This is a genomic window from Azospirillum sp. (assembly GCF_035627195.1).
Taxonomy (GTDB): Bacteria; Pseudomonadota; Alphaproteobacteria; order Azospirillales; family Azospirillaceae; genus Azospirillum.
Genome location: NZ_DASPMG010000371.1, coordinates 1 through 15,205 on the forward strand (window position 1 = coordinate 1; position 15,205 = coordinate 15,205).

Genomic DNA, 15,205 nt, shown 5'->3' on the forward strand with positions numbered 1-15,205 from the left:
CACCATCAACTACGCGCAAAGCAGCAACGTCACCATCACCGGCGGCGAGGGCAGCGACGCGGTGACCGGCGGGTCCGGCGCCGACGTCATCGGCGGCTTCACCGGCAACGACACGCTGTACGGCGGCATCGGCGCCGACACCCTGTCGGGCGCGGCCGGCAACGACACCCTGTACGGCGGCGCCGGCAACGACGTGTTCGGCTACGCCGCCACCGACACCGGGCAGATCGACGTCATCGGCGACTTCGTGGCGGGCGACGTCATCCGCGTCGGCTCCGCGACGCTCGGCGGCATCACCAATGGCACCGGCACCGGCCTCGCCGCCCGCGGCGTCCAGGTCGGCACGATGAGCGGCGGCTTCACCCCCCTCTACATCGACCTGGACGGCAACGGCGGCGCGGCCGATCTGACCATCCGCCTCGCCGGCAGCTTTACCGCCTCCGGCCTGCAGGTCACCGGCAACGAGATCAGCGTCTACACCCCGCCGCCCAGCACCGGCGGCGGTGGCGGCGACAGCGGCGGCGGCACGACGCGCACGGTGGACGGCGTCGCCGTGCAGCAGACGACGCAGACCAACACCGACGGCACCCGCACGGAGACCATCACCGTGCCCATCGTCACCGCCGGCCGCACGGAGGAGAACGCCGCCACGCCCAACGCCGACATCCCGCTGGTCACCGGCACCGGCGGGCAGGAGCTGCTGACCGCCCACGTGCCGGTCGGCGTCGGCCTGACGGTGGAGAGCACGACCTCCACCGCCAGCGGCGTCCAGGGCCTGATCCGTGCCATCCAGAACCGCACGCAGGACCGCCCCAACGACCAGCAGGAGATGACCGGCGTCGGCCAGAGCTTCCTCGACGTGCTGCCGCCCACCACCAACCTGACGGTGCGCACCATCGTGCCGGTGGTCGCCAACCCGGCAGCCCCGCCGGCAGCCCCCATCGTCATCACCGGCACCCCCACCACCCCGGCCACCGGCGGCGGCACCGGCGGCACCGAGCAGCAGGCGGTGGTGATCGACGTGCGCAACCTGCCCAGGGGCACGGTGATCCAGCTGCAGAACGTGGAGTTCGCGGCCATCGTCGGCGCGGTGAGCGTGACCGGCGGCGAGGGCTCGCAGATCGTGGTGGGCGACGGCGAGGACCAGGTCATCGTGCTGGGCGCCGACGACGACACGCTGCGCGGCGGCGGCGGCAACGACGTCGTGGGTTCCGAAGGCGGCGACGACGTGTTGTTCGGCGACGGCGGCTACGACACGGTGACCGGCGGCATCGGCAACGACGCGCTGTACGGCAACCAGCAGGACGACGTGGTCTACGGCAACCAGGGTCTGGACACGCTGTTCGGCGGCCAGGACCTGGACACGCTGTTCGGCGGCCAGGACGGCGACGTTCTCTACGGCAACCGGGCGGCCGACGTGCTGTACGGGCAGCTGGGCAGCGACACGCTGTTCGGCGGGCAGGACAACGACGTGCTGTTCGGCGGCCAGGGCGACGACCTGCTGGCCGGCAATCTCGGCTCCGACACGCTGACCGGCGGCCTCGGCGCGGACACCTTCCGCATCGGCGCGCCGCAGGACGGCGGCGACGTGATCACCGACTTCGAGGCGGGAACGGACACGATCGCCGTGGCCGGCCCGAACTTCGGCAACCTCCCGGCGGGGTCCTTGTCGGCCAGCCACTTCGCGCTGGACAACCCCACATCGGCCGGGGCGACGTTCGTGTTCAACACCCGCACCGGCGTGCTGTCCTTCGACGCCGACGGCAGCGGCACCGGTGCCGCCGTGACCATCGCCACCCTGAACGTCCGCACGCTGAGCCACATCGACATCCTGGTGCTGCCAAGCTGACCGGCCGGGGGAGCAAGGCAAGGGGGCCCCGCCCCCTTGACCCCCGCCAAGGGCCGAGGGCCCTTGGATCCCGGAGGAATGATTCTCAGCCTCGTGGTCCGTCAGCCCTGATTCGGCGGGAACCCCGTAGGTTGGCGCCAAGCGCCAGCGCGGCCCAACACCCGCGCTGGAGATGTGCGCGACGATTTGACTCGCCTTATAAGAGAGAAGTGCCTACCTTGCCGCCGTCTCAAAGGTGTGTAGGGCGGATGTGTCTCCCCTTTTTCGATACCTTCAGCAGATACACCAAATACGCGCTCTCGGCGCCGGCACGGCCGAACAGGCGCTCTATCACGCGCTGCACGTGCTGCTGAACGACATCGGCGGCCTGCGCCGGCCGAAGGTCGTCTGCGTGGGCCAGCTCGCCGACGTCGGCGCCGGGCATCCCGACTTCGGCCTGTTCACCGTCACCCAGATCTCGGCGAAGACCCAGGCCCCCAAGGCCGGCGTCCTGCCCGAGCGCGGCGTGGTCGAGGCCAAGCCGCCGACCGCAGACCTGATGCTCACCGCCCGTTCCCGTCAGGTGCAAAGATACTGGGAGCGCTACGGCCTCGTCCTCGTCACCAATTACCGGGAATTCCTCATCGTCGGGCGCGACCAGTTCGGCCGCGCGACCTTTCTGGAGCACTTCCGGCTCGCCGACACGGTCGAGGCGTTCTGGACGCTGGCCGCCGGGCACGCCCGCCTCGATCCCGGCCTGGAAACCCGCTTCACCGAATTCCTGACCCGCGCCCTGCTGCACAACGCCACCCTGTCGCAACCGCGCGACGTGGCGTGGCTGCTCGCCTCCTACGCGCGCGACACGCTGGCGCGGCTGGAACAGGCGGCGCGCGCGCCGGGCGGCCTGCTGGGCGCCAGCTACGGCCCGCCGCAGTTGGAAATCGTCCGCAAGACGCTGGAGGAGGCGCTGGGCATCGTCTTCGAGGGCGAGAAGGGCGCGCACTTCTTCCGCTCCACGCTGGTGCAGACGCTCTACTACGGGCTGTTTTCCGCCTGGGTCCTGTGGTGCCGGCAGCACGACGACCCGGCCGAACGCAAGGGGTTCTCCGCCATGGGCGCGGCGTGGCACCTGCGCCTGCCGGTCCTGCGCACGCTGTTCGAGAACGTCTGCACCCCCGGCGCGCTCGGTTCGCTGGAGATGGGCGAGGTGCTGGACTGGGCCGCACACAGCCTGTGCCGCGTGGACGACCGGGCGTTCTTCGCCCGCTTCAGCGAGGAACACGCCGTCCAGTATTTCTATGAACCCTTCCTGGAGGCGTTCGACCCCGACCTGCGCCGCCAGCTCGGCGTCTGGTACACCCCGCCGGAGGTGGTGGACTACATGGTCGCCCGCGTCGACCGGGTGCTGCGCGACGACCTGGGCATCCCCCGCGGCCTCGCCGACGACCGGGTGGTGGTGCTCGATCCCTGCTGCGGAACCGGCTCCTATCTCGTCGCCGTCCTGCGCCGCATCGAACGCACGCTGAAGGAGATGGGCGAGGACGCGCTGGCCGGCCATTTCGTCAAGCGCGCCGCCATCGGGCGCGTGCACGGTTTCGAGATCATGCCCGCCCCCTTCGTCGTCGCGCACCTGCAATTGGGGCTGCTGCTGGAATCCATGGGCGCGCCCCTGGCCGAGGAGGGAGCGCACACCGCGCAGCGGGCGGAATGGCCGTCCATCCGCCTGACCAACGCGCTGACCGGCTGGGACGGGAACGACGAACACCCGGACATTCCCTATCTGCTGTCCGAACTGATGAACGAACGCGACGCCGCCAGCCGTATCAAGCAGGACAGCCAGATCCTCGTCATCCTCGGCAATCCGCCCTACAACGCCTTCCCCGGCACCGCCGAGATGCCGGAGGAACGGGCGCTGACCGAGGCGTACCGCCGCGTGCGCCGCGTGCGCCCGCCCGAGGGCCACGGCCTCAACGACCTCTACGTCCGCTTCTTCCGCATGGCCGAACGCCGCATCGCGGAAACCAGCGGGCGCGGCATCGTCGCCTACGTCACCAACTATTCCTGGCTCGACGGGCTCAGCCACACCGGCATGCGCGAACGTTTCCTGGAGGCGTTCGACACCATCTGGATCGACTGCCTGAACGGCGACAAGTTCAAGACCGGCAAGGTCACGCCGGACGGCAAGCCCGACCCCAGCATCTTTTCCACCGGCCTGAACCGCGAGGGCATCGGCGTCGGCACGGCGATCACGCTGATGGTGCGCCGCGACCCGCACGGCGACGGCGAGGCCACCATCCGCTTCCGCCACCTGTGGGGAACCGGCAAGTGGCGGGAACTGAGCGCCAGCGCCGACAACGACGGGGTGGAGCCGTACGAGGCGGTGGAGCCGGACCTCGGGCTTGGCCTGCGTTTCATTCCCGGCAGCGTGCGCGCGGGCTACACGGGATGGCCGTCGCTGATGGACCTGTTCGCGTACAGTTCGCCGGGCGTCAAGACCAGCCGGGACATCAGCCTCGTGGATATCGACCTGGATCGTCTTCAGCAGCGAATCGGCCGGTATTTCGACGCGAATTACACGCTGGCGGACTTGGCCCATACGATGCCGGAGCTTGTTGTTTCGCGCGGCCGATTCGATGCGAAGGCGATCCGGGAGGCGCTGCTTCCCAAGGGCGTCAATTCCGGAGTCTTCGTGAGGTACGGATACCGTCCATTCGACACAAGGAACCTGTACTGGCATCCGGAAACAAAGCTTCTGGATGAAAAGCGTGATTCTCTTTCTAAAGTTTCGCGCAAGAACACACTTTTCCTGACAACGCGGCAAAAGGCCGAGCGTGGGAAGGAGGGTTCGCCGTTCTTCGTCACCAGGGCATTGCCTGATTGGCATCTTACGCGCCCAGGCAGCATCTGCATCCCGCTACGCGACGAGACGGAAGGAACCGGCAAGCATCTCTTCTCGTCCATCCGGCCGGAAATCCAGCGCGCCAATCTCACGCCGTCAGCGTCCGCCTATCTGGATGCCATCGGCGGCCCCGAATACCTGACCGAGCCGGGCGCGGACGCGCATCTCTGGATGCACTGTCTCGCCATCGGGCATGCGCCCGCTTATCTCGCCGAGAACGCGGATGGCCTGTCGCAGGATTTCCCTCGCATCCCTCTGCCGTCGACGCGCGCGGGGCTGGAGGCGTCGGCGGCGCTGGGGCGGCGGGTCGCGGACCTGCTGGACGTGGACAGCGCGGTGGTTGGGGTGACCGAACTGCCGCTGCGCCGGGACCTGCGCGTGCTCGGCGCCCTGCGCGACGCGCGCGGGGAGCGGTTCCGGGCCGAGGGCGGCAAGGGCATGCCGCCGCCCGTGGACCTGCGGGTCCAGGCCGGCTGGGGCCGGGCCGGGCAGAACGGGGTCTGCATGCCGGGCCGTGGCGACGCCCGGCCGCGCCCCCAGTCCGATGACGAACGCGCGGCACTGGGCGAGGCCGCCGCGCTGCTGGGCGACACGGTTTACGACGTACACCTGAACGGCGACACCTACTGGTGCTGCGTGCCGGCGCCGGTGTGGGAGTACACGCTGGGCGGCTATCAGGTGCTGAAGAAGTGGCTCAGCTACCGGGAATACAGTCTTCTCGGCCGCCCGCTGACCGCCGAGGAGGCGCGCTACGTCACCGCCATGGTCCGCCGCATCACCGCCCTTCTCCTGCTCGGCCCGGCGCTCGACGCCAACTACCGCGCGGTGGCTGGCAACGCTTATGCCCGGGGCACCGAACCCGCGCTCGCTCTGGCGGACGCGTAAGGAAGACGTGCTCGACGTTGGGCCGCGCTGGCGCTTGGCGCCAACCTACGGGGACGTTTCGCGTAGGTTGGCGCCAAGCGCCAGCGCGACCCAACACCGGAAGCTATCCGGGCGTCCGGTACACCGCGTTCAGCGGAATCGCCGCGTCCAGCCTTGCCACGCGCAGCACCGCGTCGGCGTCGACCAGCCGCTCCGGCGCTGCCCAGGGTTCGCCGGGGCTGCGGGACCAGTGCTCGACGTACGCGCGGTCCTGCATCAGCACCAGGATGTCGGTGATCGTCTCCACCGCCTGATAGGCGCGCAGCTTCTGCATCATCTCCGCCGCCGTGTTCGACGGCGACAGCACCTCCGCCACCAGCACCGGTTCGCCGGGGTTCTCGGCATCGCCGCCGCAGCGGACCATCAGGTCGGGGCCGAGGCTGAAGTCGGTTTCCAGGCGGACGTCCAGGCCGGTGCCGGTCTCGACCATGCACCGCAGGCCGGCGCGATCGATGGCGCTTAGCAGCTGGGAGCCGAGAGTCATAATCAGCTGTCCGTGACGGGAGGTCGGGAACGCCTGCCCCACCACGACCACGCCGCCGATCAGTTCGGCGCGGCGGTCGCCGAAGTCCATGGCCTGGAACTCTTCCAGGGTGACCGGTTCGATCTTGCGGGCGGCTACGGACATCGGCACCTCCTGGCTTATGTAAAGGTGGCGTCCGACGCCTTCGTCCGTCAAGTGGGGTCAAGGGGCCGTTGGCCCCTTGCGGGGATCAAAGGGGCGGCGCCCCTTTGCCCTTGCCGCTCGCGAGCCTTCCGCGATAGGATGAAAGTCCTTTCTCCGCCCCGGAGGAAGGCCGCGGAACGGAGGTCGCGAATGCAACACCTGCCCGAATCCGTTGCATCCCGTTGCATCCGGTTGCATTTGCCCCCCTCCGCCGCCCCGTCCGCGGCGGTTGTCCCACCCTGGTGCCTTGCGCGGCGGACGTGGCGGGCCTACCCTTCCGGAAGGGTTAACGCCGCATTCCGGGGGTTCGCATGAGCAACACGGCCAAGATCGTCATCCTCGGGGCGGGGAGCCAGTCGTTCGGCGTGAACATGTTCAAGGACGTGTTCTTCATCGACGAGCTGCGCGGCTGCACCCTCACGCTGGTCGACACGAACCCCGACGCGCTGCGCCGCATGCAGGGGCTGGCGGAGGCGATGAACCGCCAGTCGGGCGCCGGGATCACGGTGGAGGGCACGACCGACCGAAGGGCGGCCCTGCCGGGCGCCAGCTTCGTCGTCAACTGCGTCGCCATCGACCGCAACCGGCTGTGGAAGCTGGACTTCGAGGTGCCTCGCAAGCACGGCATCCGCCACACGCTGGGCGAGAACGGCGGGCCGGGCGGGCTGTTCTTCACGCTGCGCACGCTGCCGCTCATCTTCGACTTCGCCCGCGACATGGAGGAGCTGTGCCCGGACGCGCTCTTCATCAACTTCTCCAACCCGGAAAGCCGGCTCATCCTGGCGCTGGCGAAGTACAGCCGGGTGCGCGTGCTGGGGCTGTGCCACGGCATCTTCATGGCGCGCGACGACCTCTCGCAGATCCTCGGCATGGACGAGGACGACATCGACGTCTGGGGGGCCGGGCTCAACCACTTCCAGTGCCTGATGCAGATCCGGCACAAGGCGACGGGGCGGGACCTCTACCCGCTGCTGCGCGAGCGGGAGAAGAACCACGACCCCGCCTTCCGGCCGCTGACGCGCCGGCTGCTGCGCAGCTTCGGCCACTGGATCACGCCCAGCGACGACCACCTGGGCGAGTACGTCCCCTACGGCTGGGAGGGCGGGGAGCACGGCTTCGACTTCGCCTACGACGAGAGCGAGCGCGTGGTGGTGCAGACCATCATCGACGATATCCTGGCCGGCAAACGCGACATCCCGCACGACTGGGTGGAGCCGTCGGGCGAGAAGGGCGTGGAGGTCATCGCCGGCATCCTGCACAACCGGCACGACTGGATCGAATCCGGCATCGTGCTGAACCGCGGCACCATTCCCAACCTGCCGCCCGACCTGGCGGTGGAGGTGCCCATCGTGGTGGACGCGGCCGGCGTGCACCCGGTGTCCCTGGGGCCGCTGCCGGATCCGGTGGCCAAGCTGCTCTCCGTCCAGGCCGGCGTGCAGCAGCTGGCGGTGGAGGCGGCGGTGCACGCGTCGAAGGAACTGGCGCTTCAGGCGCTGCTGATCGACCCGGTGATCACCTCCACCGACGCCGCCGTGAAGATCCTGGACGAGCTGTGGGAGGCCAACGCCCCCTACATCCGCCCCTGCGTGTAAGGATACCTACAGCCGGTCGGCGGCGAAGGTGTCGCAGGCGCGCAGCTCACCGCTGGACAGCCCCTGGCGGAACCAGCGCACCCGCTGGTCGGAGCTGCCGTGGGTGAAGCTGTCCGGCGTCACGGTGCCGCGCGCCTGCCGCTGCAGCCGGTCGTCGCCGATGGCGCTGGCGGCGGTCAGCGCCTCCTCCACGTCGCCGGGCTCCAGCACGCCGCGCCGCTGGGCGGCGTTGGCCCACAGCCCGGCGAAGCAGTCGGCCTGCAGCTCCAGGCGCACCGACAGGGCGTTCGCCTCGCCCTGGCCGGCGCCGCGCTGCGCCTCCCGCACCTTCTGGGAGATGCCCAGCAGCGTCTGCACGTGGTGCCCCACCTCGTGCGCGACGACGTAGGCCTGGGCGAAGTCGCCCGGCGCCCGGAAGCGCTCCCGCAGGTCGCGGTAGAAGCTCAGGTCGATGTAGAGCTTGCGGTCGGCCGGGCAGTAGAACGGCCCCACCGCCGCCTGCGCCATGCCGCAGGCCGAGTCGACGGCGCCGGAGAACAGCACCAGCGTCGGGTCCTGGTAGGTGCGGCCGATGCCCTGGAACAGGCCGTGCCACGTGTCCTCGGTGTCGGCCAGCACGACGGAGACGAAGCGCTTCAGCTCGTCCTCGGCGCCGGATCGCGGCGCCTGCCGCGGGTTGCCCCGCGTCTGCTGCTGCTCATAGCCGGGGTCGCCGCCGCTCAGGATCACGCTCGGGTCGACGCCGAAGACCAGACCCAGCAGCAGGACGACGACCACCCCGCCGATGCCCAGCCCGCCGCGCCCGATGGGGATGCCGCCCAGCCCGCCTCCGCGCGAGAAGCCGCCGAACCCGCCGCCGCCCCGCCGGTCCTCGACGTTCTCGCTCTCACGCCCGCCCTGCCAGCGCATTGCTCCCTCCCTCGTCCACGCAGAGGGAGAACCGCGCCGCGGGCCCGGCGTTCCGCCGGGGTCAGGGGGCGTAGCGGTGGCGGACGCCCTGGAAGTCCTCCACCGTGCCGTCCTCCGCGATCCAGGCGGCGGCGGCCGGCGCCTTGCCGTGGCCGCCGGGGATGTCCAGAACGTAGGTCGGCTGGCAGAGGCCCGACACCCGGCCGCGCAACCCCTTCACCAGCGCCTGCCCCTCGGCGATTGAGGGCCGGAAGTGGCTGGTGCCGGGAGCGAGGTCCGGGTGGTGCAGGTAGTACGGCTTGACCCGGTTGCGCACCAGCGCGCGGAACAGCGCCTCCAGCACCGCCGCGTCGTCGTTGACGCCCTTCAGCAGAACCGTCTGGCTCAGCAGCGGGATGCCGGCGTCGGCCAGCCGCGCCAGCGCGGCGCGCGCCTCCTCCGTCAGCTCGGTGGCGTGGTTGACGTGCACGGCGACCCAGCTGGCCAGCCCGTCGGCCTTCAGCGCCGCCACCAGTTCCGGCGTCACCCGCGCCGGGTCGGCGACCGGCACGCGGGTGTGCAGCCGCACCACGCCGACGTGGCCGATCTCCGCCAGCGCGCCCACGATCTCCGCCAGCCGGCGCGGGCTCAGCAGGAACGGGTCGCCGCCGGTGATCACCACCTCCCAGACCTCCGGGTGCGCGCGGACGTAGTCCAGCGCCGCCGCCAGTTCGGCCGGCGACAGCGCCTCGCCGCCCGGTCCCACCATCTCGCGGCGGAAGCAGAAGCGGCAGTAGACGGCGCAGGCGTGCAGCGGCTTCAGCAGCACCCGGTCGGGATAGCGGTGGACGATGCCCTTCACCGGCGAATGGGCGTGGTCGCCGATGGGGTCGTCGCGCTCCGACGGCGCCGTGTACGCCTCCTCGGGCGAGGGGACGTACTGCGCGTACAGCGGATCGCCTTCCGGCGCCCCGGCCAGCTTGTCCAGCAGGTACGGCGTCAGCGCCACGGCATAGCGCTCGGCCACGCCGGCCACGGCGGCGCCGGCCTCCGGCGTCATGAGGCCGGAGGCGACCAGATCGGAAACGCTGTGTGCCGCTTTCATGCCGTCTTTTCCGCGAATGCGCGGGGCCCCATATGGCCCGTGAACCCGCCCGTCAATAGACCCGTGTGCCCCATGCTGTCGACCCTTCCCCACCTGATCGGCCACCGTGGCGCCAAGGAGACGGCGCCCGAGAACACGCTGGCCTCGGTGCGCGAGGCCGCCCGCCAGGGCGCCGCCTGGGTGGAGGTGGACGTGATGCTGACCTCCGACGGCGTGCCGGTGATCATCCACGACGACACGCTGGACCGCACCACGTCGGGCCGTGGCCCGGTGTCCGGCATCGACCTCGCCCACCTCAAGCGGCTGGACGCCGGCGTCTGGTTCGACCCGCGCTTCGCGGGGGAGGAGGTGCCGACCCTGTCCGAACTGCTGGACCTCGCCGTCCGCCTCGGCCTCGGCCTGAACCTGGAGATCAAGCCGTCGCACCCCGACCTCGCCGTCGCCACGGCGCGGGTGGCGCTCGACGTGGTGAAGGCGACGTGGCCGGCGGAACGGCCGCTGCTGATCTCCAGCTTCCAGGTGCCTTGCCTGGAGGTGGCGCGCGACCGCGCCCCCGGCATCCCGCGCGGCTACCTGCTGGACCAGCCGCCGGCCGACTGGGCGGCGGTGGCCGACCGCATCGGCGCCGACACGATCCACGTCAACCAGCGCCGGCAGACGGCGGCGACGGTCGCCGCCCATCGCGCCAGCGGCCGGCCGGTGCTGGCCTACACCGTCAACGACGCGGAACGGGCGCGCACGCTGCTCGGCTGGGGTGTCGCGGCGGTGTTCACCGACGCGCCGGGGCGCCTCGCCGCCGCGCTGGCGACGCCGTAGGAGCAGGGCCAAGCCGATTTCGTGACGGTCGCGTGCAAATCCGCTCGTACCGTCGCGCGATTCCTCATATATAGGACCCTTGAAAAAAGGGGCACGCACCGACGGGGACCGGGGGATCTCCGGCGGCGCGCTTTGTTCGCCCCCGGGTCCGCCGATCGGTTTTTTGGAGGTTTCGTTGAAGGCGCTCAAGCCGCTGGTCATGTCCGGCCGGGAAGTTCTGCCGCTCGTCGAAGGCGGCAAGGGTGTTGCGGTGTCGAACGGTGAAAGCTCCGGCGCCTGGGCGGCCGCGGGGGGCGTGGGGACCTTCTCGGGCGTCAACGCCGACAGCTTCGACGAGAATGGCAACCTGCTGGACCAGGTCTACCACGGGAAGACCCGGCGCGAACGGCACGACGAGCTGATCGCCTACGGCATCCGCGGCGGCATCGCCCAGGCCAGGATCGCCCACGAGGTGTCGAACGGCCAGGGCCGCATCCACATGAACGTCCTGTGGGAGATGGGTGGGGCCGAGCACGTGCTGCACGGCGTGCTGGAGGGGGCCAAGGGCATGATCCACGGCGTCACCTGCGGCGCCGGCATGCCCTACCGCGTGGCCGAGATCGCCGTCAGCTACGGCGTCCACTACTACCCGATCGTCTCCTCGGCGCGCGCCTTCCGCGCGCTGTGGCTGCGCGCCTACAACAAGTTCCCCGCCTTCCTGGGCGGCGTGGTGTACGAGGACCCGTGGCTGGCCGGCGGCCACAACGGCCTGTCCAATTCCGAAGACCCGCGCAAGCCGGAGGATCCGTTCCCCCGCGTGCTGGCGCTGCGCCAGATGATGAACAGCTTCGGTCTGAACGACACGCCGATCATCATGGCCGGCGGTGTGTGGTGGCTGAGCGAGTGGGAGGACTGGATCGACAATCCGGACCTCGGCCCCGTCGCCTTCCAGTACGGCACCCGCCCCCTGCTGACGCAGGAAAGCCCGATCTCCATGGCGTGGAAGAGGCGGCTGCTGACGCTGCAGGAGGGCGACGTCTTCCTCAACCGCTTCTCGCCGACCGGCTTCTACTCCTCGGCCGTCAAGAACCCCTTCCTGCAGGAGCTGATGGGCCGCTCCGAGCGTCAGGTCGCCTACATGCCCAAGCCCGTGGGCGAGCACGCGTCGGACTTCCCGGTCGGCCCCCGCGGCCGCCCGGTGTACCTGACCGAGACCGACAAGCAGCGCGCCGAGGGCTGGGTGGCCCAGGGCTACACCACCGCGCTGAAGACGCCGGACAGCACCATCATCTTCGTGACGCCCGAAAAGGCCGAGCACATCCTGAAGGACCAGATCGACTGCATGGGCTGCCTGTCGGCCTGCCTGTTCTCGAACTGGGCGCAGAACGAGGAGGGGACCACCGGCAAGAAGGCCGACCCGCGCTCCTACTGCATCCAGAAGACGCTGCAGGCCGTCAGCCACACCGACGACTGTGAAAATCAGCTGATGTTCGCCGGTCACAACGCCTTCCGCTTCGCCAAGGATCCGTTCTATGCGAACGGCTTCATCCCGACCGTGAAGCAGCTTGTCGAACGCATCGCGACCGGGTATTGAGAGTGGACTCTATGGGGGTGGTGCGGACGGTCGGTATAACGACCGCTTGCCACGCGAGCTGAAATCGTTCTAACGTGCACGGGACTGCGGCTGTTTGCCGCGGTCCGGTGACGATTGCGGCGGCCACCACCAGACCCGTAGACGACATGACCGGACACCGTCCCTACAAGCGCGCCCTGGACCGACTGCACACGGTCGGCCTTCGGCCCACCCGCCAGCGCCTCGGCCTGGCCCGTCTCCTGTTCGAAGCCGGCGACCGTCACGTGACGGCGGAGCAGCTGCACGGGGAGGCGCTGGGCGCCAACCTGCGCGTCTCGCTGGCCACCGTGTACAACACGTTGAACCAGTTCACCGCCGCCGGCCTCCTGCGCGAGGTTGTGGTGGACGCCGGCCGTTCCTATTTCGACACCAACACGACCGAGCACCACCATTTCTTCCTGGAGGGCTCGGGCCGGCTGGAGGACATCCCCGGCGACCACATCGTGCTGGGCAACCTGCCGCCCCCGCCCGAGGGGACGCGCGTCGCCCGCGTCGACGTGATCGTCCGGCTGGCTCCAGAGGACGCCAGACAGGACGCCAAACCCGCGCCGCACGGCGGTTCCGCGGATTAAGGGCGTTCGCGCTTTCTTAGATCGATTCTAAACTGTTGACGACACCCTCTAACGGTGGCATAAGCCAAAGCCATGCCGGACGGTTTTGCGCGTCCGCGCCATCGCCCGTCCGGTTGGCCATCCTCAGGAGGGAAGCAACCATGCCGTCGCTCAAGGGCACCAAGACCGAAGAAAACCTGAAAGCCGCGTTCGCCGGTGAGAGCCAGGCCAACCGCCGCTACCTGTACTTCGCCCAGAAGGCCGACGTCGAAGGCTACAACGACGTCGCCGCGGTGTTCCGCTCCACCGCCGAGGGCGAAACCGGTCACGCGCACGGCCACCTGGAATTCCTGGAGGAGACGGGCGACCCGGCGACCGGCCTGCCGATCGGCGAGACCTCCAACAACCTGAAGGCCGCCATCGCCGGCGAGACGCACGAGTACACCGACATGTACCCGGGCATGGCGCGCAGCGCCCGCGACGAGGGCTTCGACGAGATCGCCGACTGGTTCGAGACGCTCGCCAAGGCCGAGAAGTCGCACGCCGGCCGCTTCCAGAAGGCCCTGGAACAGCTCGCCTGACGATCCGGCCGCGGGGCCCCGTCCGGCGGCGGGGTCCCCGCGCTCGCCATCCGACATCGACGAACGACAGGCCGGGCCGAACCGGCCGCGAGGAGGAAGCCATGCGCGAAGGCAGCCTGGAGGCCCCCGTCCGCCACCCGCTCGACTGGCAGAACCCGGACTTCTACGACGAAGCCAAGCTGGACGCGGAGATGCGCCGCGTCTTCGACATCTGCCACGGCTGCCGCCGCTGCTTCAACCTGTGCGACAGCTTCCCGCGCCTGTTCGACCTCGTGGACGCCGCCGGTCCGGGCGAGATGCACGACGTGAAGTCGGAGGATTTCCGCGCCGTCGTCGACGCCTGCACCATGTGCGACATGTGCTTCATGACCAAGTGCCCCTACGTGCCGCCGCACGAATGGGACCTGGACTTCCCGCACCTGATGCTGCGCTACCGCGCCGTCGACGCGAAGAAGCGCGGCGTGCCCTTCGCCGTGCGCCAGCTGACCGAAACCGACCGCAACGGCAAACTGGCCGCCACCGTGGCGCCGCTCGCCAACTGGGCCTCCGACGCCGGCAACACGCTGACCCGCCCGGTGATGGAGAAGGTGACCGGCGTGCACCGCGAGGCGCACCTGCCAAAGTTCCACGGCCACACCTTCCAGCGCCGCGCCAAGGACGCGCCGGTCACCGTCAACGCCGCGGCCCCCGCCTACGGTCAGCGCAAGGCGGTGCTCTACGCCACCTGCTTCGTCAACTACAACAACCCCTCCATCGGCATGGCCGCGCGCGAGGTGCTGGCCAAGCTGGGCGTGGAGACCGAGGTGGTCTATCCCGGCTGCTGCGGCATGCCGCAGCTGGAGCAGGGCGAACTGGCCAAGGTCAACGACAAGGCCGCCAACGTGGCCGCGGCGCTGGAGCCCTGGATCGACAAGGGCTACGACGTGGTGGCGCTGATCCCCAGCTGCGCCCTGATGCTGAAGCTCGAATGGCAGCTTCTGGTGCCGAAGGACGCGCCGCACCGCGCGGCCGTGGAAAAGCTGGCCCAGGCGACCTTCGACGTGACCGAGTTCGTGGTCGACATCGCCAAGCGGCACGGCCTGCCGGAGGGTATCCAGCCGGTGGACGGCGGCGTCTTCGTGCACGCCGCCTGCCACGCCCGCGCCCAGAACATGGGCATCAAGGCGGCCGAGATGCTGCGCCTGATCCCCAAGGCCGACGTGAAGGTGCTGGAACGCTGCTCGGGCCACGGCGGATCGTGGGGCGTGCTGGAGCCGAACTTCCCGGTGGCGCTGAAGGTCGGCAAGCCGGTCGCCAACCAGGCGGCCAAGTCCGGCAAGGCCTACGTCTCGTCGGAATGCCCGCTGGCCGGCATGCACATCATGCAGGGGATCGCGCGGCTGGGCGGCGACGCGCCCAACCCGCCGCCGCAGAACCTGCACCCCATCGAGATCTTTGCCCGCGCCTACGGCATCACCGTCTGAGAACACGGTTGGAGACCACATCATGACCGCGCGCAAGACCGAGATCACCCGCGCCGACATCATCCCGATGGAGGAGTACGGCAAGCAGCGCGCCGAGCGGCGCAAGGCGCTCGTCGCGGTGAAGAAGAACCGCCGCGTCTCCGTCGGCCCCGTCGCCACCTTCTACTTCGAGAACTACGAGACGATGTGGCAGCAGATCCACGAGATGCTGTACATCGAGCGCGGCGGCGAGGAGCAGATCGCGGACGAGCTGCGCGCCTACAACCCGCTGATCCCCAA

At 69.8% G+C, this 15,205-nt stretch carries 12 protein-coding genes; 9 read left to right on the forward strand and 3 right to left on the reverse strand.

Annotated elements, in window-relative coordinates:
* A partial coding sequence (locus VED21_RS32615; RefSeq protein ID WP_414638364.1) for a calcium-binding protein occupies positions 1 to 1,849 on the forward strand: 1,849 nt, incomplete at its 5' end.
* 343 nt (positions 1,850 to 2,192) lie between these two features.
* Positions 2,193 to 5,612, forward strand: a complete 3,420-nt coding sequence (locus VED21_RS32620) for a type ISP restriction/modification enzyme (RefSeq protein ID WP_324890000.1) — start codon at positions 2,193 to 2,195, stop codon at positions 5,610 to 5,612.
* A gap of 103 nt (positions 5,613 to 5,715) precedes the next feature.
* Here the strand turns inward: VED21_RS32620 and VED21_RS32625 are convergent, their stop codons facing one another.
* On the reverse strand, positions 5,716 to 6,279 hold the full coding sequence (locus tag VED21_RS32625; protein WP_324890002.1) for a Uma2 family endonuclease: 564 nt from the start codon (positions 6,277 to 6,279) through the stop codon (positions 5,716 to 5,718).
* A gap of 350 nt (positions 6,280 to 6,629) precedes the next feature.
* Here VED21_RS32625 and VED21_RS32630 point away from each other — a divergent pair, with 350 nt between their 5' ends.
* Entirely contained in the window at positions 6,630 to 7,910 is a 1,281-nt protein-coding gene (locus tag VED21_RS32630; RefSeq protein ID WP_324890004.1) for an alpha-glucosidase/alpha-galactosidase, read from the forward strand.
* Between the two features lie 6 nt (positions 7,911 to 7,916).
* Here VED21_RS32630 and ypfJ read toward each other — a convergent pair whose 3' ends face one another.
* On the reverse strand, positions 7,917 to 8,819 hold the full coding sequence (gene ypfJ / locus VED21_RS32635; protein ID WP_324890006.1) for a neutral zinc metallopeptidase: 903 nt from the start codon (positions 8,817 to 8,819) through the stop codon (positions 7,917 to 7,919).
* 61 nt (positions 8,820 to 8,880) lie between these two features.
* Positions 8,881 to 9,903 (reverse strand): lysine-2,3-aminomutase-like protein, encoded by a 1,023-nt coding sequence (locus tag VED21_RS32640; RefSeq protein ID WP_324890008.1) that lies wholly within the window; start codon positions 9,901 to 9,903, stop codon positions 8,881 to 8,883.
* A 72-nt stretch (positions 9,904 to 9,975) separates the two neighbouring features.
* Here VED21_RS32640 and VED21_RS32645 point away from each other — a divergent pair, with 72 nt between their 5' ends.
* The 6 genes from VED21_RS32645 to VED21_RS32670 all read left to right on the forward strand — a co-directional run.
* On the forward strand, positions 9,976 to 10,719 hold the full coding sequence (locus VED21_RS32645) for a glycerophosphoryl diester phosphodiesterase (protein ID WP_324890010.1): 744 nt from the start codon (positions 9,976 to 9,978) through the stop codon (positions 10,717 to 10,719).
* Positions 10,720 to 10,894: 175 nt separating this feature from the next.
* Entirely contained in the window at positions 10,895 to 12,292 is a 1,398-nt protein-coding gene (locus tag VED21_RS32650) for a nitronate monooxygenase (RefSeq protein ID WP_324890012.1), read from the forward strand.
* A gap of 146 nt (positions 12,293 to 12,438) precedes the next feature.
* Positions 12,439 to 12,903: an iron response transcriptional regulator IrrA gene (gene irrA, locus VED21_RS32655; RefSeq protein WP_324890014.1), complete on the forward strand. Its 465-nt coding sequence runs from the start codon at positions 12,439 to 12,441 to the stop codon at positions 12,901 to 12,903.
* Positions 12,904 to 13,043: 140 nt separating this feature from the next.
* Positions 13,044 to 13,463, forward strand: coding sequence for a rubrerythrin family protein (locus tag VED21_RS32660; protein WP_324890016.1), 420 nt, complete (start codon positions 13,044 to 13,046; stop codon positions 13,461 to 13,463).
* 101 nt (positions 13,464 to 13,564) lie between these two features.
* Positions 13,565 to 14,926, forward strand: coding sequence for a heterodisulfide reductase-related iron-sulfur binding cluster (locus VED21_RS32665; protein ID WP_324890017.1), 1,362 nt, complete (start codon positions 13,565 to 13,567; stop codon positions 14,924 to 14,926).
* A 22-nt stretch (positions 14,927 to 14,948) separates the two neighbouring features.
* Positions 14,949 to 15,205, forward strand: a 257-nt coding sequence (locus tag VED21_RS32670) for a DUF3501 family protein (RefSeq protein ID WP_324890019.1), incomplete at its 3' end; no start/stop codon positions are given.